We start from the raw sequence: 17,630 nt of genomic DNA on the forward strand, positions 1-17,630 counted from the left end.
GTCACTGCCTACGGCGATGACCTATGAAGTCGAGTATAGAAGCCTCGCGGGATTTGCCAGGGATAATGGCACTTTGCTCTCAACCATTTTGGCATGCCCGCCATAGCGTTTGATGCTAAGCGCTGATCGGCAGGTCCAGTTCAAAAGGTGCCTCTAACGGCGGCAGGCCAAAGGCGGCGCGCGCCTTGTCGCAGTCGACGTTGTGTTCGCCCTGGCTCCATGACGCGTCGAACTCACGGCAGGGGCTCGAACGTTGTTCATAGATGGTGCAACGGGTGCCCTTGCCGACTTCACCCTCAAGGCTGCAACACCGGGCGGGTTTCTGGTCGGTACCGATCATCGCCACGCGCGTGGGGTTGATCTGCACCACCAGGTCATCGGGCACTGTGCCACCCGATGAGGCGCATTCACCCCAGAAGAAAGACACACGAAAGTGTGAACAGCAGGCACCGCAACTCAGACACGGACTGGCTTCGGACATGGGCGTCATCGATAAGAAAAGCAGGATTGGGGTGTTACGGAAGGCTCGCCATTCTATCCGTGCCATGGCGGTTGGGAAGGGGGGCGCGAACTTATATTTTCGTAGGGAAAGTCCCGCGGTTACGGGCGAAATCATGCCCTATCAGCTTTACGAATCATTACAGACAAGCGTGCCTGGCCTGATTATGTTGCAGGTACCGGGCAGGATGCATCGGGCATCGCAGCTCTCATAACAATAAAAGAGACGGACCCATGCAGAACTCGACCCAAGCGGCGAATGCCTGGCGCATTCTGTTCCTGCTGTTTCTCGCCAACCTGTTCAATTTTTTCGACCGCACCATCCCCGCCATCATCATCGAGCCAATCCGCATGGAATGGCATTTGAGCGACTTCCAGCTCGGTATCATCGGCACCGCCTTCACCATCGTTTACGCCATCGCCGGCCTGCCGCTCGGGCGCCTGGCCGATACCGGTTCACGCAGCAAACTGATGGGCTGGGGCTTGTTTGCCTGGAGCGGGCTGACGGCGGTCAACGGCATGGTCGGCAGCTTCTGGACCTTTTTGCTGGTGCGCATGGGCATCGGCATCGGTGAAGCCAGCTATGCGCCGGCGGCCAATTCGCTGATCGGCGACCTGTTTCCCGCCCACCGCCGCGCCCGGGCCATGGGTATTTTCATGCTGGGCCTGCCGTTGGGCCTGCTGCTGGCGTTCTTCACCATTGGCGCGATGGTCAAGGCGTTCGACAGCTGGCGCGCACCGTTCTTTATCGCGGCTGTGCCGGGGCTGATCCTCGCGATCTTCATGTTCTATATCAAGGAACCCAAGCGCGGCGCGGCGGAAACCGTGCAAGTCTCCCAGGAACGCGTCGACCGCCCGATTCGTCGCGTTCTGGCGGTACCGACCTTCCTGTGGCTGGTGCTGGCCGGGTTGTGCTTTAACTTCGCCACCTATGCGTGCAACTCGTTCCTGGTGCCGATGTTGCAGCGCTATTTCCTGATGCCGTTGCAGGACGCCGCAGTGGCCACCGGCGTGATCGTCGGCATCACCGGGCTGGTGGGCCTGACCCTGGGCGGTTGGATTGCCGACAAGATCCATCAGCGGGTCGCCAACGGCCGGCTGCTGTTTGCCGCGTGCAGCCTGATTATCTCGACCATTACCACTGCCTGGGCCTTGCACGCGGGGCGCATTGAGATTGGCGTGTTTGTGGCGCTGTTCAGTGTGGGCTGGTTGTTTGCCTATAACTTCTACACCTGCGTGTACACGGCGATCCAGGACGTGGTTGAGCCGCGCCTGCGCGCCACGGCGATGGCACTGTTTTTTGCCGGCTTGTACTTGCTGGGCGGTGGCATGGGGCCGGTGGTGGTGGGCGGCCTGTCTGATCATTTTGCCCATTCGGCAATGTATGCCGATGGCGCCTCGCAGATGACCGAGGCGTATAAAGCGGTGGGGTTGCACGACGCCATGTACCTGATTCCGGTGGCGCTGTTCTTGACCATGTTGTTTCTGTTCCAGGCCTCACGCAGTTTTGTACGCGATGCCAAGAAGATGAAGGATGGGCTGGGGGCGGTGGAGGTGCCGGCTGCTGCCGCTGTAGCTTGATCGTTCCCACGCTCCGCGTGGGAATGCATCCTGTGACGCTCTGCGTCATGCTTCTAGGAGCGGACGCAGAGCGTCCAGGGCGGCATTCCCACGCAGAGCGTGGGAACGATCAAAGGCCCGCATTGCGCGGGCCTTCTTCTTTAGCAGGGCAGGGCGGTTATCAACCCGCTACCAACACCCGAATGGCCTCCAACCGCAGCGCCGCCTTGTCGAGCATGGCCAGGCCTTGCTCGCGCTGGTTGCGCAGCGCCACCAGCTCGCTGTCGCGCACGGTCGGGTTGACCGCTTGCAACGCGGTCAGGCGCGCCAGTTCTTCGTCGGTGTCGGCTGCCAGACGGCGTTTAGCCTCGGCCACACGCTCGGCGTGGCGCGGGGTGATCTTCTCTTCGCCGGCATTGATGCGTGGCGTGAGTTGATCGCGCTGGGCCTGCACGAACTTGTTGGCGCTGGCGCGTGGCACGCTTTCCAGCTGGTCATTGAGGGTTTCAAACGACACACGACCAGACAGGTCATTGCCGTTGGTGTCCAGCAGGCAGCGCAGCGCCGCCGGCGGCAAGTAACGACCCAGTTGCAGCGCGCGCGGTGCCACCACTTCGCTGACGTAGAGCAGTTCGAGCAACACGGTGCCCGGCTTGAGCGCCTTGTTCTTGATCAGCGCCACGGCGGTGTTGCCCATCGAGCCGGACAGCACCAGGTCCATGCCGCCTTGCACCATCGGGTGTTCCCAAGTGATGAACTGCATGTCTTCACGCGACAGCGCCTGGTTACGGTCGTAGGTGATGGTCACACCTTCGTCGTCGCCGAGGGGGAAGCTGGCGTCGAGCATTTTTTCGCTGGGCTTCAAGATCAGGGCGTTTTCCGAATGGTCTTCGCTGTCGATGCCGAAGGCGTCGAACAGGGTTTCCATGTAGATCGGCAGGGCGAACTGGTCGTCTTGCTCAAGAATGTCTTCCACCAGCGCATCGCCTTCACCCGCGCCGCCGGAGTTGAGCTCCAGCAGGCGGTCGCGACCGGTGTGCAGTTCCTGTTCCAGACGCTCGCGCTCGGCACGGGCTTCGTCGATCAGGGCTTGCCACTCGCCGTCGTCGGCGTTTTCCAGCAGCGGCAGCAGGCGCGGGCCGAACTGATGCTGCAAGGCGTTGCCGGTCGGGCAGGTGTTGAGGAACGCGTTCAGCGCTTCGTGGTACCACTGGAACAGCCGTTCTTGCGGGCTGGTTTCCAGGTACGGCACGTGCAGCTCGATCACATGCTTCTGGCCGATCCGGTCCAGACGGCCGATCCGCTGTTCCAGCAGGTCCGGGTGGGACGGCAGGTCGAACAGCACCAAGTGGTGGGAGAACTGGAAGTTGCGACCTTCACTGCCGATTTCCGAGCAGATCAGCACCTGGGCGCCGAACTCTTCGTCTGCAAAGTAGGCAGCGGCGCGGTCACGCTCGAGGATGTTCATGCCCTCGTGGAACACTGTGGCCGGGATGCCGGAGCGCACGCGCAGGGCGTCTTCCAGGTCCATGGCGGTTTCGGCGTGGGCGCAGATCACCAGCACTTTGGTGCGCTTGAGCATTTTCAGCTGGTCTATCAGCCACTCGACGCGCGGGTCGAAACGCCACCAGCGGTTTTCTTCTTCAACATCCGGCTGCGACTGGAAGCTGACTTCCGGGTACAGCTCGGCGTGTTCGCCCAGCGGCAGTTCGAGGTATTCGTCCGGGTTCGGCAGCGGGTAAGCGTGCAGCTTGCGCTCCGGAAAACCCTGCACGGCGGCGCGGGTATTACGGAACAGTACGCGGCCGGTGCCGTGGCGGTCGAGCAGCTCACGCACCAGGCGTGCGCTGGCTTCGGTGTCGCCATCGTTGACGGCGGTGAGCAGTGCTTCACCTTCGTCACCGAGGAAACCCTGGATGGTCTTGTGCGCTTTTGGCGACAGGCGGCCCTTGTCCAGCAATTCCTGCACCGCTTCGGCCACCGGGCGATAGTTCTCGCTTTCGGCGCGGAAGGCGTGCAGGTCGTGGAAGCGGTTCGGGTCCAACAGGCGCAGGCGCGCGAAGTGGCTGTCCTGGCCCAGTTGTTCCGGAGTGGCGGTCAGCAGCAGCACGCCTGGGATCACTTCGGCCAGTTGCTCGACCAGCGCGTATTCCGGGCTGGCTTTTTCTTCATGCCAGACCAGGTGGTGGGCTTCGTCGACCACCAGCAGGTCCCAGCCGGCGGCGAACAGCGCGTCCTGGGCCTTTTCGTCGTCCACCAGCCATTCCAGAGCCACCAGCGCCAGCTGGGTGTCTTCGAACGGGTTGGCGGCATCGCTTTCGATAAAACGTTCTTCGTCGAACAGCGCAACCTGCAGGTTGAAGCGACGGCGCATTTCCACCAGCCACTGGTGCTGGAGGTTTTCCGGCACCAGGATCAGTACGCGGTTGGCGCGCCCCGACAGCAGCTGGCGATGGATCACAAGGCCCGCTTCGATGGTCTTGCCCAGGCCCACTTCGTCGGCCAGCAATACCCGTGGCGCGATACGGTCAGCGACTTCACGGGCAATGTGCAGTTGGTGAGCAATAGGTTGCGCACGCACGCCGCCCAGGCCCCACAGCGAGGACTGCAACTGACGGCTGGTGTGTTCCAGCGTGTGATAGCGCAGCGAGAACCAGGCCAGCGGGTCGATCTGCCCGGCGAACAGACGGTCGCTGGCCAGGCGGAACTGGATAAAGTTCGACAGTTGGGTTTCCGGCAGGGTGACTTGCTCGTTCTGCCCGTTAAGGCCGTGGTAGACCAGCAGGCCATCGACGTCGTCGACTTCCTGTACGGTCATTTTCCAGCCTTCGAAATGGGTGATGCTGTCACCCGGCGAAAACCTCACACGAGTGAGGGGCGCATTCCGTAGCGCATACTGACGAGTGTCGCCAGTGGCCGGATAGAGCACGGTCAACAAGCGCCCGTCCTGTGCCAGAACGGTGCCTAACCCCAGCTCTGCTTCGCTGTCACTAATCCAGCGTTGCCCCGGTTGATACTGCTGCGCCATGCTGCCTGACTCCCGCCGTGAAAAAGCCGACTATTCTAACGGAACACGGCTTCCAGACCAAAAGGAATAGGTGCAGCTTCATGCTTTAAGCTACAAGCGGCAAGAAAAAGGGCGATAGGTTCGTCGGATAGATGACGATTGGTTCACAAGTTGGGGGCTTGGCACTCAAGTCGTCCCTCCCGCAGCCGACAGTCTGCGCAACAGGAGACTAAAAACCATGCTGCCACCCATACTGCCCTTGAGCGTTGTGCCGGTCACGTCGCAACTTGATCCGGTGCGCCAGAAGCCGGACATCCCGCCCGTGGTGCCCGTGCAGGCCGGCTCGAACGAAAGCACCATCGACCTGAAAAAGGGCGATGCCGAGCAGTCGACCCTGCTGTTGCGCGAAGAACAACGCCGTCAGCAGGAGCAACAGAAACGCCGGCGCGAAGCGGATGCAGACCCCGAGGCGCATCTGGCGGTCCCTGGCGATGAGCTCAACGCCGACAACACGGTACCGGTGGCGCCGCTGATCGAAGACGCGCCGCGCCAGGGTTTGTGGGTGGACGTCGAGGTTTAATCGCGCAACTCGCGCAGCGCGGCGATCAGCAACTCGATGTCGTGTTCGGTGTTGAGCGGGCTGACGGAAACCCGCGCGATGCCTGTAAGCCCCCGCGCCTGCATATCCAGCGGCGTGTAGGCCACGCCGTTGGCGCCGATGTTGATGCGCTTCAGTCCCAGCCGACGTTTGAGTTCAAACGCCTCCCAGCCGGCGAGGTTGAAGGCGACCAGGCCGGAGTGAGCCGTGCCCAGATCGTGCAGGGAAACGCCCGGAATCTGACGCAGCGCGTCGCGGATTCGTCCACTGAGCTGCAGGACCCTTTCCCATGTCCGCTCCACGCCCAGTCGGTTGATTTCCTGCAACGCATTGCCCAACCCCGCCAATAAGGCGTAGGACACTTCGCTGGTTTCAAAGCGGCGGGCATCGTTACGCAGGTCGAACCCTTGAGCGGTCCAGGGCGCCGAGAACACGTCGCGCTGGGCGGGGTTCAGGCGTTGCAGAAAGTCCGGCCGCACATACAACAGCGCCGTGCCACGCGGCCCGCGCAGGTGTTTACGCCCGGCGGACTTGAGCACATCGCAGTGCAGCGCCTGCACATCCACCGGCAACTGGCCGACCGCCTGGCCGGCGTCGATGAAGTAGGGGATTGCGTAGCGCCTGGCCACTTCGCCGATGGCCTGGGCCGGGTTGATCAGGCCGCCATTGGCCGGCAGCCAGGTCAGGTCGATCAGCTTGACGTTGGTATCAATCATCGCTTCCAGCGCCAGCGGGCAGACTGCGCCGGTCGCATCGCAGGGAATGACCTCCACATGTGCACCCGCTTGCACGGCCAACTGCATACTCGCCAGGTTGCCGCCCCATTCATGGCGGCCCACCAGGATGCGGTCGCCGGGCTGCCACGGCCCCAAAGCCTGGAACGCCATGCTCCAGGCGGTTGAGCCGCTGCTGGCAAAGGCCATCGAGGCGGCGGGCGCATTGAGCAATTGTCCAGCTGCGCGCCGGGCTTTTTCCACCAGGATCGCGCCATGCTCGCCGGCTTCCATCGGGCCATCGCGGGCTTCGCGCTGCAACTGGTCGAAGATCGCGTCGAGTGTGGCTTGGCTCGGCAGCGACGCACCGGCATGGTTGAAGTGCACGATGCCCGAATGGCAGCCGGGTGTGGCGTCGCGCAGGTCCTGGACTTGCAGCGGGCTCACGACAGCAGCTCGAAAATTGCGTCCACCTCCACGGCGACGCCGGCGGGCAGGCTCGACACACCGACGGCGGTGCGCACATGCCGGCCTTTGTCGCCCAAGGCATTCACCAGCAGATTGGATGCGCCATTGGCAACCCCGCTTTGGCGCGTGAAATCGCCGCTGCTGGCGATGAACACACCCAAGCGGAGAATGCGCACTACACGCGACAGGTCATCGCCGACGGCAGCGCTTAACTGGCCGAGCAACCCCAACGCCGCCAGCTCTGCCGCCTGGGCGCCTTCTTCATCGCTGAGGGATTCGCCCAGCCGGCCGATGTAGGCAGGTTTACCGTCGAGCATTGGAATTTGCCCGGAAATAAACAGCTGGTTCTGGCTGGTGACGTGGTTGATGTAGTTGGCTGCGGGTTGGCTGGGAGTTGGCAGCGTCAGGCCAAGGGCTAGTACGCGTTGGCGGATGGAGTCGCTCATGTTCAATCCTCTTGGGTGAAGAGGGGTGAGCATGTTGGACGCAGTGAGGGGCGACAAACGGATAGATCTCACGGGACGTATCGAAATAACTCAAGTGTCGCAACAAGCTTCCTTTAGCCAGGCGCTGAAACATTCGACGGCTTCGCTGGCCGGGCCTTGGGCGGCGATCAGCCAGTAGCCGATTTCACTGTGATAGCGCGGCCAGTCAAAGGCTTCCACCAGGCTGCCGTCCTGGAGCCTGCGCGCTATCAGGCGATGACGGCCCATGGCGATGCCTTGGCCAGCCACGGCGGCCTCAACCACGATGTTGTAATCGTGCAGCAGCACGCGGGGGTGGTGGTCGAGGTTGACCTGATAGTGCGCCGACCAATCCGTCCACTCGAAAGGGCGGTGCGAGGTGGCCATCAACAAGGGCGCGTTGTGCAGTTGGCTGGCCTTGAAGGCCGGGCTGCACACCGGTGAAATGACTTCCGCCATCAAGCGCGTGGCCTGTACATCGGGCCAGTCGCCCTTGCCATAACGAATGGCCAGGTCGACCTCGGCGGCGGCGACATTGGCTAATTGAATCGCCGGCAGCAGTTCCACCTGGATATGCGGATAACGATTGAGAAACCCGGCCAGGCGCGGGGCCAGCCACAGAGTGGCAAACGAGGCGAGCAGGCCTACGCGCAGGACTGTGGTCGTGGGGGCGACTTTCTGCGCGCGGGTGGCGGCGGCAATCATGCCGAGGGCCGGGCGAATTTCGTCGTAGTAGTGTTGGCCGTCGGTGGTCAGATCAATCGCGCGGGTGCGTCGGATAAACAGTGGTTTGCCCAGATACTGTTCGAGCTTTTGCACCTGGTGGCTGAGTGCGCTCTGGGTAACCGACAACTCATTGGCGGCCTTGATAAAACTCAAGTGCCGCGCCACCGCCTCAAAAGCGCGCAGGGCCAGCAGCGGCGGAAGGTCATTGTGCAGTGCCAACTGAGTGCGCCTACAGGGTAAGTGGGAAAGTGTCGATTTTGGGCGATGTGCTTCCTTTTGTCGCCCGCAGATTCTCCTGTCGTAGTTTGGGGATATGCCCTACATCTCCCCGGGCAGCTGTACGCAAAGCTCTGTGTCTTTTTTGAGACGGTAGAGCGATGAAAAACCTTATAAAGGCCAATGTGATCGGGTTGGCTGTTTCAATGGGCCTTTGCGCGGGCGCCGCAGCGAATGAGTCACCGCTGGTGGGGGCCTGGAAGCTGGTCGGCTATCAGGTTGAATCCCAGGATACCCGCGAGAAAATCCCGGCAATGGGCAGCCGTCCTTCCGGGCGCGTTATTTTTACCGCGGATCATCGAGTGGCTTTCGTGTTGACCGGCGAGGGAAGAAAGCCCGGCACTTCCGACGCTGAAAAATCAGTGCTGTTGAATACGCTGGTGGCTTATACCGGTATTGAGCGGGTCGAGGGCAATCAATGGTGCACAGAGGTTGATTCTGCCTGGAATCCGGCGTGGGTGGGGACGGTGCAATGCCGTGATTTTCAGGTCAGGGGCAACACCCTGGAAGTGCTGACGCCCTGGCGCCAAATGCCGAATTGGCCGGGGACTACCCGTTCCATCATTACCTTTGAGCGGGATAAATAAGCGCCAGGAGAGGGAAGTACGGGGATTTTCATTCTGGTATTTGCCGTCGAGCGGGAGAGGCCGCATTATTGAGCCATTCCCGCCACGACGTATGCCCAGCCATGAGTGATGACGACAAGCTGATTGACCTGAATGCTGAACGCGCCAAGCGTGTGCATGACCTGAATGACAAGCGCCTGAACGAAGTGCGCCAGGCGTTTGAACAGGCGATGCCTTTAGGCAAGACCAGGAAGAAGTCGAAGAACAAACCGAAAAAGCGTTGAAACAACCTGCATCTGTTGATGCAGGTCAGTTATTGCCCTTCTTTACGCCCCGTTGCGGGCGACATTGATCCCCGTCAATTTTCCAATCCGCCTTCTCCATTAACTTAGCCCTATCGCAACAGGGCATGAGCAGGAGGCCGGTCATGTTTTTCGATAATGTGGTATTTGCCGGGGTGCTGACTGTCAGCCTCATGGTGCTGTTTTTTGTAGGGTTCGGGATTTTTATCTGGAAGGACGCTAATAAGCGTAAAGAACCGTAAGTTCTTCCGGGTTACATGAGCACGCAAGGCATTTTGGGCGACTTCGGTCGCCCTTTTTTTTGCCTGCTATTTAATGTGTTGTGCAGATGATCGTTCCAACGCTCCGCGTGGGAATGCCTCATGTGACGCTCCGCGTCACGCCTTTAAGAGCAGACGCGGAGCGTCCAGGGCTGCATTCCCACGCGGAGCGTGGGAATGATCTGTAGATAAAAAAGCCGCAGCCTATCAGCTACCCAATGCCTTGGACGCCAGCCAGAACAACCCGGCCGACAGGCCCACGGTTGCCGGCAAGGTCAACACCCAGGCCATCAGGATGGTCTTCACCGTGCCACCTTGCAGCCCGCTTTTGTTGGCGACCATGGTGCCGGCCACGCCGGATGACAACACGTGGGTCGTCGACACCGGCAGGCTGAAGATGTTGGCCAGGCCAATCATGCTCGCCGTTGTGATTTGCGCCGACATGCCTTGAGCGTAGGTCATGCCTTGCTTGCCGATCTTCTCACCGATGGTCAGTACCACACGCTTCCAGCCCACCATGGTGCCCAGGCCCAGGGCCAGTGCGACGGCGAGGATCACCCAGAACGGGGCGTATTCGGTGGTGGCGGTCAAGTCTTTGCGCAGCTTGTCCAGGTCGGACTTCTCACGCGCATCCAGGCCCGGCAGCTTGCCGACTTTCTTCGCGGTGTCGTCCAGGCACAGCAGGTAGCGGCGCACTTCAATGCGGTGCTCGGCAGTCAGCGAGTGGTAGTCGGAAACGCCTTTCAAGGTGTCCATCAACGCATTGATGGTCGGTTCGGTCTGCTGCGGGTTGCACTGGAACTTGCCCGGCAGGTCGTCCTTGACGCTTTTGCCCAGTGCCAGGAACTCACCGAGGGTGGCGTTATTGCGCTCGTAGAACTGGCTCAAGTGCACAGTAGCGTCGCGAGTACGTTCAATCTGGTAAGTGGTGCTGCCCAGGTCGAGTACGAACTGCGCCGGTACGATACCGATGAGCACCAGCATGATCAGGCCGATGCCCTTCTGGCCATCGTTGGAGCCGTGCACGAAGCTCACGGCCATGGCCGAGATCACCAATACCAGACGGTTCCAGAACGGTGGGTGCTTCTTGTCGTCGAGCTTGCGGCGCTGGTCCGGGGTCTTGTGCATTTTCGACAGTGGGCGCCACCACTTCAGGCCGATCAGCACCAGGGCTGCGACCAGGAAACCGGCCATCGGCGAGAACACCAGGGAAGCGCCGATATCGATGGCTTTCTGCCAGTTCACACCGTCAGCCAAGGGGATATCGTTGATCAGGGCATTGGCCAGGCCGACACCGAGGATCGAGCCGATCAAGGTATGGGAGCTGGAGGCCGGGATACCGAAGTACCAGGTGCCCAGGTTCCAGGTGATCGCTGCTGCCAATAAAGAGAAGACCATTGCCAGGCCATGGCCGGTGTTCACATTGATCAGCAACTCCACCGGCAGCAAGTGCACGATGGCGTAGGCGACACCCACACCACCGAGCAACACGCCGAGGAAGTTGAACACCCCGGAGAAGAACACGGCCAGATGCGGCGGCATGGCTTTGGTGTAGATGACTGTGGCCACCGCGTTAGCGGTGTCATGAAAGCCATTGATGAACTCGAAGGCGAGGACAAAGGCCAGGGCGAGCAACAGGCTCACTAGAACCCAAGCATCCAGTCCGCTGAATAAATCGATCATGAAGGTTTTCTGACCCGGTCGTAAGGGGGCGCGATTATGCCAGAAAACCTCAGTAATCGATGCATTAGCTGCTCATCGGTAACAATCTTCACTGAAAAAATACCGGGCAACGCGGCGCATCCCAGGGTTTTCGGGGCTTTGGCAAGTCTTTGATTTATAAAGTGCGGGGTCGAAAAGACACGGATTTGTCATGCAAACGTCATGTCAGAAACATTTGTATGAAATTTCGTTGGCTGCAGCAGGACGCTGACCAATGGTGTGTCAATGCGCGGTGCCCTCCGCTGGCGGTGAGCCAGCAGAGACAGCAAAACCCTGGAAACTCTGAGCGAAGGGCTTATGGCTCTTCGGTTTTGAGTTCCTGTTCAATCTTTTGAATTTCCTGGGCAAATGCCTGATCCAGCAAACTGGCCCGTTTGCGCCAGGGTTTGCGCTCGGGTTCAGGTTGCGCGGCGTAGGTGGTGACTTCCCCGCCGTAAACGTCCTTGTAACGTTGTTCCTGGCGCTCAAGTTCCGCGCGCAGTTCGTCTTTCGTCACAGTATTACCTAATTAAGTTGAGTGTATTGACGGTGCAGCGTCATGCCTGAAAGTCGTCCTCGGGTTGTTTGAAATTGAACAGTAAAACCATTCAAGTTTGAAAAGGACCAAAGGGCAGATCTTATAAACAGGTATGTGTGACCGGTGATGCCTGCAATGCGCATCGCCTGGTGAGCTCCACTCCCGATGATAAAGAAACCGGGCTGACCTCTGCACAAGCTGCATTATAGCGGCGCGTTTGAATAAAACTATCAGCATTAAGTTAAAAAGCGTCAACTTCGTGTGAGGCTTTTGTTACATGGCGGTGTGAGTCCTGGGCATTGGGCGCATTACTGTAGTGGTCATCTCGGCTTTCGGGTTCCACCAGGAGAATTGCGATAATCGCATGATCGTCCGATAATCGCCCAATGTTGCGGGCGCCGCCTTGTACATCCCGACCGGCCCGGCTTGTAATGGCGGCCAACCCTCCCAGCGGTTGAAAACAAGAGAAAGGACCCTTGAAATGAACGATCAATTGCGCAACTCCTTCGCGTCAGTGGCGCCGCCGATCGTGGCTTCACCGGCCAAACGTATCCAGGCGTTTACCGGTGATCCGGACTTCATGACCTCCCTGGCCCGAGGCCTGGCGGTGGTGCAGGCATTTCAGGAGCGCAAGCGCCACCTGACCATCGCCCAGATCAGCCATCGCACCGAAATCCCGCGCGCCGCCGTGCGCCGTTGCCTGCACACCTTGATCAAACTCGGTTATGCCACCACCGATGGGCGCACCTATTCACTGCTGCCCAAAGTCCTGACCCTGGGGCATGCGTATTTGTCCTCCACGCCATTGGCCGTATCGGCCCAGCCGTACCTGGACCGTATGAGCGAGCAATTGCACGAGGCTTGCAACATGGCGACCCTGGAAGGCGACGACATCCTGTATATCGCCCGCTCGGCCACTACCCAGCGCCTGATCTCGGTGGACCTGTCGGTGGGCGGGCGTTTGCCGGCGTATTGCACATCGATGGGGCGCATCCTCCTGGCGGCGCTGGACGATGCCTCGCTCAAGGACTATCTCGACCACGCCGAGCTGCAAACCAAGACCAGCCGCACCCTGACCACACCCGAAGCCTTGTTCGAATGCCTGCAACAAGTGCGTCAGCAGGGCTGGTGCATCGTCGATCAGGAGCTGGAACAGGGCCTGCGCTCCATCGCCGTGCCGGTGTACGACGCGTCCGGCCAGGTGTTGGCCGCGCTCAATGTCAGCACCCACGCCGGACGCGTCAGCCGCAGCGAGCTGGAACAGCGTTTCCTGCCGAGCATGCTCAGCGCCAGCCGCGAGCTGAGTGCGCAACTGTTTGCCTAAGTGTTCGGTGACCGCACAGATCCCGGCTTGATCAATTGACGCTGTTTCCCCCGACTTATTACTGTGCGGCAGCGCTCTGAAGAGCCGCCAATAATAATGACGACCCCAGGTCGTTAGCCCGCCATCGGTGTGGAATAAAAATAATGAATCAGCCTTCTGTCGGTACCACCCTGGACGTGCAGTCCTTTATCAACGCCCAGCCACTGTCGCGCTACCAGTGGCGTGTGGTGATCCTGTGTTTCCTGATTGTCTTCCTCGACGGCCTCGACACCGCCGCCATGGGCTTTATTGCGCCGGCGTTGTCCCAGGATTGGGGTATCGACCGCGCCAGCCTCGGCCCGGTGATGAGCGCCGCGCTGATCGGCATGGTTTTCGGCGCACTCGGTTCCGGCCCGCTGGCGGACCGTTTCGGGCGCAAAGTGGTGCTGGTGAGTGCGGTGTTGGTGTTTGGCGCATTCAGCCTGGCTTCGGCCTACAGCACTAACGTCGACCAACTGCTGGTGCTGCGCTTTCTGACCGGGCTGGGCCTGGGCGCGGGAATGCCGAACGCCACGACGCTGCTGTCCGAATACACCCCCGAGCGCCACAAATCGTTGCTGGTGACCAGCATGTTCTGCGGTTTCAACCTGGGCATGGCCGGCGGCGGGTTTATCTCGGCCAAGCTGATCCCGGCGTTCGGCTGGCATAGCCTGTTGCTGATCGGCGGCATCCTGCCGTTGATCCTGGCGGTGGTGCTGCTGGTCTGGCTGCCGGAATCGGCGCGTTACCTGGTGGTGCGCAATCGCGGCACCGACAAGGTGCGTAAAACCTTGTCTCCCATTGAACCCACGATTGTTGCCCAGGCGAGCAGCTTCAGCGTGCCCGAGCAAAAAACCGTCAAGGCCCGCAGCGTGTTTGCGGTGATTTTCTCCGGCACCTACAGCGCCGGCACCTTGCTGCTGTGGCTCACCTACTTTATGGGCCTGGTGATTGTTTACCTGCTGACCAGTTGGCTGCCGACCCTGATGCGCGACAGCGGCGCCAGCATGGAACAGGCCGCCTTTATCGGCGCGTTGTTCCAGTTTGGCGGCGTGCTCAGTGCGGTCGGCGTGGGCTGGGCGATGGACCGCTTCAACCCTCACAAGGTCATCGGCACCTTCTACCTGCTGGCCGGGGTGTTTGCCTACGCCGTGGGGCAGAGTCTGGGCAATATCACGCTATTGGCGACCTTGGTGTTGATCGCCGGGATGTGCGTCAACGGCGCGCAATCGGCCATGCCGTCCCTCGCTGCACGCTTCTACCCGACCCAGGGCCGCGCCACCGGTGTGTCGTGGATGCTTGGCATCGGCCGCTTCGGCGCGATCCTCGGCGCGTGGATGGGCGCCACCTTGCTGGGCCTGGGCTGGAACTTCGAGCAGGTGCTGACGGCGTTGGTGATTCCGGCGGCGTTGGCCACGGCTGCTGTGGTGATCAAGGGCATGGTCAGCCATGCGGATGCTACCTGATACCCGCGCGATTCAAGTGGGCGCTAAATTGTTTGGGAGCTGGCTTGCCTGCGATTGCATCACCACGGTTTACCTGACAGACCGAGGTGTCTGCATCGCAGGCAAGCCAGCTCCCACATAAGCCAAACCCTCAGACTGATCGAGTTTTGGCAAAAGATTAGCTAGACAACAATCTGTTCGATAATCGAACGCTGAGTCGATTATCGGATTGTTTGGCCCATTTGCCCGGCTTAATCTTCAAGCACTTCGGCGCCACCTCAGCGCCTTTTTCGATCAACACCGGGAGCCCAACCCCATGGCTGAAATTCTCACCCTGCGTGATGCGGTCAAGCGCTTCGTGAACGACGGCGATACCGTCGCCCTCGAAGGCTTCACCCATCTGATTCCTACGGCAGCGGGTCATGAAATCATTCGTCAGGGCAAGAAAGACCTGACGCTGGTGCGCATGACGCCTGACCTGATCTACGACCAGTTGATCGGTGCCGGCTGCGCGCGCAAATTGATTTTCTCCTGGGGCGGCAACCCGGGCGTGGGTTCCCTGCATCGCCTGCGTGATGCGGTCGAAAAACAATGGCCGCAGCCGCTGGAGATCGAAGAACACAGCCACGCCGACCTGGCCAATGCCTACGTCGCCGGTGCCTCCGGCCTGCCGTTTGCGGTGCTGCGCGCCTACGCCGGCTCCGACCTGCCCAAGGTCAACCCGCTGATCAAGACCGTGACCTGCCCATTCACCGGCGAAGTGCTGGCGGCGGTGCCGTCGGTGCGCCCGGACATCACCGTGATCCACGCACAAAAGGCCGACCGCAAGGGCAACGTGCTGCTCTGGGGCATTCTCGGTGTGCAGAAGGAAGCGGCCCTGGCGGCCAAGCGTTGCATCGTCACCGTCGAAGAAATCGTCGATGACCTGAATGCACCGATGAACAGCTGCGTATTGCCGACCTGGGCCCTGACCGCGGTATGCCACGTGCCCGGTGGCGCACATCCGTCCTACGCCCACGGCTACAACGAGCGCGACAACCGTTTCTATCAGGCGTGGGACCCAATCGCCCGTGACCGTGGGACTTTTACCGCATGGATCGACGAATACATCCACGGCACCGCTGACTTCAGTGAATTCCAGGCCAAGCTGACCCACGCGCAGGAGGCCAAGTAATGGCTTACTCGACCAATGAAATGATGACCGTCGCCGCCGCGCGCCGCCTCAAGAACGGCTCGGTGTGCTTTGTCGGCATCGGCTTGCCTTCCAAGGCCGCCAACCTGGCACGCCTGACCTCGTCGCCGGACGTGGTGCTGATTTACGAATCCGGCCCGATTGGCGCCAAGCCAAGCGTATTGCCGCTGTCCATCGGTGACGGCGAACTGGCGGAAACCGCCGACACGGTCGTGCCGACCGGTGAGATTTTTCGCTACTGGCTGCAAGGCGGGCGCATTGACGTCGGCTTTCTCGGCGCCGCTCAGGTCGACCGTTTCGGCAATATCAACACCACCGTGGTGGGCGACTATCACCAACCCAAAGTGCGCCTGCCGGGTGCCGGTGGCGCGCCGGAGATTGCCGGCTCCGCCAAGAGCGTGTTGATCATCCTCAAGCAGTCGGCGCGTTCGTTTGTCGACAAGCTGGACTTCATCACCTCGGTCGGCCACGGCGAAGGCGGTGACTCACGCAAACGCCTGGGCCTGCCTGGCGCCGGCCCTGTAGGGATTATTACCGACCTGTGCATCATGGAGCCGGAGGAGGGCAGTCATGAGTTCGTGGTCACCGCGCTGCACCCTGGCGTCACCCGTGAGCAAGTGGTGGCGGCCACTGGTTGGGCGGTTCGTTTTGCCGACCACGTGAGCACCACCGCCGAGCCGACCGACGTTGAGCTGACTGCCCTGCGTGATCTCGAAGCGCGCACTGCCGCTGCCCACGGCCAAGCACCGGGAGAAGCCTGATGCGCGACGTCTTTATCTGTGATGCCATCCGCACGCCCATCGGCCGTTTCGGCGGTGGTTTGTCCACGGTGCGCGCCGATGACTTGGCAGCCTTGCCGATCAAGGCGCTGATCGAGCGCAACCCGTCGGTGGACTGGAGCGCGGTCGACGAAGTATTCCTTGGTTGCGCCAACCAGGCCGGTGAAGACAACCGCAACGTCGCGCGTATGGCGTTGCTGTTGGCGGGCTTGCCGGACAGCATTCCGGGCGTGACCCTCAACCGCCTGTGCGCCTCGGGCATGGACGCGATCGGCACGGCCTTTCGCGCCATCGCCAGCGGCGAAATGGAGCTGGCGATTGCCGGTGGCGTCGAGTCGATGTCCCGTGCGCCATTTGTGATGGGCAAGGCTGACGCGGCGTTTTCACGCAACATGAAGCTGGAAGACACCACCATCGGCTGGCGCTTTATCAACCCGTTGATGAAGGCCCAATACGGCGTGGATGCGATGCCGCAAACCGCCGATAACGTCGCCGACGACTACAACGTGTCCCGCGCCGATCAGGACGCCTTCGCCCTGCGCAGCCAGCAACGCACCGCTGCCGCACAAGCCGCAGGGTTCTTTGCTGAAGAAATCGTGCCGGTGCGCGTCGCCCATAAAAAAGGCGAAACCGTGGTGGAGCACGACGAGCATCCACGCGACACCACCCTGGAGGCCCTGGCCAAACTCAAGCCGGTCAATGGCCCGGATAAAACCGTCACCGCCGGCAATGCGTCGGGCGTGAATGATGGCGCGGCGGCGTTGATTCTGGCGTCTGCCGAAGCGGTCAAAAAGCACGGCCTCACCGCCCGCGCACGCGTGTTGGGCATGGCCAGCGCCGGGGTTGCGCCGCGTGTGATGGGCATCGGCCCGGTGCCGGCGGTGCGCAAACTGGTGGAGCGCCTGGGGTTGGCGGTCACCGACTTTGACGTGATCGAACTCAACGAAGCCTTCGCCAGCCAAGGCCTGGCGGTGTTGCGTGAACTGGGGATCGCCGACGATGCCGCGCAGGTCAACCCGAACGGCGGCGCCATCGCCCTTGGCCACCCGCTGGGCATGAGCGGCGCGCGGTTGGTGCTGACGGCGCTGCATCAGTTGGAGAAAACCGGCGGCCGCAAAGGCCTGGCGACCATGTGTGTGGGCGTCGGCCAAGGCCTGGCCCTGGCGATTGAACGCGTCTAATAAGAGAGGATTGC

The 17,630-nt window shown here is 61.1% G+C and carries 17 protein-coding genes; 10 read left to right on the forward strand and 7 right to left on the reverse strand.

Annotated elements, in window-relative coordinates; genetic code table 11:
• Window positions 1–115 precede the first annotated feature (115 nt).
• Complete coding sequence (locus BFP92_RS07840; protein ID WP_065929028.1) at window positions 116–481, reverse strand: YkgJ family cysteine cluster protein; 366 nt, start codon at window positions 479–481, stop codon at window positions 116–118.
• A 251-nt stretch (window positions 482–732) separates the two neighbouring features.
• On the opposite strand from BFP92_RS07840, the gene BFP92_RS07850 reads away from it, so the two are divergent.
• Window positions 733–2,079 carry a spinster family MFS transporter gene (locus BFP92_RS07850; protein ID WP_017137218.1) on the forward strand — a complete coding sequence of 449 codons (1,347 nt, stop codon included), beginning with the start codon at window positions 733–735 and terminating at the stop codon, window positions 2,077–2,079.
• A gap of 160 nt (window positions 2,080–2,239) precedes the next feature.
• On the opposite strand, the gene rapA is transcribed toward BFP92_RS07850, so the two are convergent.
• Entirely contained in the window at window positions 2,240–5,086 is a 2,847-nt protein-coding gene (gene rapA, locus BFP92_RS07855) for an RNA polymerase-associated protein RapA (RefSeq protein WP_065929030.1), read from the reverse strand.
• 217 nt (window positions 5,087–5,303) lie between these two features.
• On the opposite strand from rapA, the gene BFP92_RS07860 reads away from it, so the two are divergent.
• Entirely contained in the window at window positions 5,304–5,645 is a 342-nt protein-coding gene (locus BFP92_RS07860; RefSeq protein WP_065929031.1) for an aspartate-semialdehyde dehydrogenase, read from the forward strand.
• Here the strand turns inward: BFP92_RS07860 and BFP92_RS07865 are convergent.
• From BFP92_RS07865 to BFP92_RS07875, 3 genes are all read right to left on the reverse strand, one after another.
• On the reverse strand, window positions 5,642–6,823 hold the full coding sequence (locus BFP92_RS07865; protein WP_065929032.1) for an aminotransferase class V-fold PLP-dependent enzyme: 1,182 nt from the start codon (window positions 6,821–6,823) through the stop codon (window positions 5,642–5,644). The genes BFP92_RS07860 and BFP92_RS07865 overlap by 4 nt on opposite strands.
• Window positions 6,820–7,290 carry a RidA family protein gene (locus tag BFP92_RS07870; RefSeq protein ID WP_065929033.1) on the reverse strand — a complete coding sequence of 157 codons (471 nt, stop codon included), beginning with the start codon at window positions 7,288–7,290 and terminating at the stop codon, window positions 6,820–6,822. The genes BFP92_RS07865 and BFP92_RS07870 overlap by 4 nt, the downstream gene beginning before the upstream one ends.
• Before the next feature lie 90 nt (window positions 7,291–7,380).
• Window positions 7,381–8,253, reverse strand: a complete 873-nt coding sequence (locus tag BFP92_RS07875) for a LysR substrate-binding domain-containing protein (RefSeq protein ID WP_065929034.1) — start codon at window positions 8,251–8,253, stop codon at window positions 7,381–7,383.
• A 158-nt stretch (window positions 8,254–8,411) separates the two neighbouring features.
• On the opposite strand from BFP92_RS07875, the gene BFP92_RS07880 reads away from it, so the two are divergent.
• The 3 genes from BFP92_RS07880 (at window position 8,412) to ccoM (ending at window position 9,420) form a co-directional block, all read left to right on the forward strand.
• Window positions 8,412–8,897 (forward strand): lipocalin-like domain-containing protein, encoded by a 486-nt coding sequence (locus tag BFP92_RS07880; protein WP_083221715.1) that lies wholly within the window; start codon window positions 8,412–8,414, stop codon window positions 8,895–8,897.
• A gap of 101 nt (window positions 8,898–8,998) precedes the next feature.
• Window positions 8,999–9,160, forward strand: coding sequence for a hypothetical protein (locus tag BFP92_RS31685; RefSeq protein WP_099485822.1), 162 nt, complete (start codon window positions 8,999–9,001; stop codon window positions 9,158–9,160).
• A 143-nt stretch (window positions 9,161–9,303) separates the two neighbouring features.
• Complete coding sequence (ccoM, locus tag BFP92_RS32335; RefSeq protein WP_017137226.1) at window positions 9,304–9,420, forward strand: cytochrome c oxidase subunit CcoM; 117 nt, start codon at window positions 9,304–9,306, stop codon at window positions 9,418–9,420.
• 225 nt (window positions 9,421–9,645) lie between these two features.
• On the opposite strand, the gene BFP92_RS07885 is transcribed toward ccoM, so the two are convergent.
• Window positions 9,646–11,121 (reverse strand): inorganic phosphate transporter, encoded by a 1,476-nt coding sequence (locus BFP92_RS07885; RefSeq protein ID WP_056857464.1) that lies wholly within the window; start codon window positions 11,119–11,121, stop codon window positions 9,646–9,648.
• A gap of 334 nt (window positions 11,122–11,455) precedes the next feature.
• Window positions 11,456–11,656, reverse strand: coding sequence for a hypothetical protein (locus tag BFP92_RS07890; RefSeq protein ID WP_003189295.1), 201 nt, complete (start codon window positions 11,654–11,656; stop codon window positions 11,456–11,458).
• A 502-nt stretch (window positions 11,657–12,158) separates the two neighbouring features.
• On the opposite strand from BFP92_RS07890, the gene pcaR reads away from it, so the two are divergent.
• The 5 genes from pcaR (at window position 12,159) to pcaF (ending at window position 17,616) form a co-directional block, all read left to right on the forward strand.
• Window positions 12,159–13,001: a pca regulon transcriptional regulator PcaR gene (gene pcaR / locus BFP92_RS07895; protein ID WP_065929035.1), complete on the forward strand. Its 843-nt coding sequence runs from the start codon at window positions 12,159–12,161 to the stop codon at window positions 12,999–13,001.
• A gap of 143 nt (window positions 13,002–13,144) precedes the next feature.
• The gene (locus BFP92_RS07900; protein WP_065929036.1) at window positions 13,145–14,485 is read left to right on the forward strand and encodes a 4-hydroxybenzoate transporter PcaK; all 1,341 of its coding nucleotides are present in this window, start codon (window positions 13,145–13,147) and stop codon (window positions 14,483–14,485) included.
• A gap of 295 nt (window positions 14,486–14,780) precedes the next feature.
• Entirely contained in the window at window positions 14,781–15,638 is an 858-nt protein-coding gene (locus BFP92_RS07905; protein WP_065929037.1) for a CoA transferase subunit A, read from the forward strand.
• The gene (locus BFP92_RS07910) at window positions 15,638–16,417 is read left to right on the forward strand and encodes a CoA-transferase subunit beta (protein WP_065929038.1); all 780 of its coding nucleotides are present in this window, start codon (window positions 15,638–15,640) and stop codon (window positions 16,415–16,417) included. Before BFP92_RS07905 ends, BFP92_RS07910 begins: the two co-directional genes overlap by 1 nt.
• Entirely contained in the window at window positions 16,414–17,616 is a 1,203-nt protein-coding gene (gene pcaF, locus BFP92_RS07915; RefSeq protein WP_170875831.1) for a 3-oxoadipyl-CoA thiolase, read from the forward strand. The genes BFP92_RS07910 and pcaF overlap by 4 nt, the downstream gene beginning before the upstream one ends.
• Window positions 17,617–17,630 lie beyond the last annotated feature (14 nt).

The organism is Pseudomonas sp. 58 R 3, from assembly GCF_900006605.1.
GTDB lineage: Bacteria > Pseudomonadota > Gammaproteobacteria > Pseudomonadales > Pseudomonadaceae > Aquipseudomonas > Aquipseudomonas salomonii.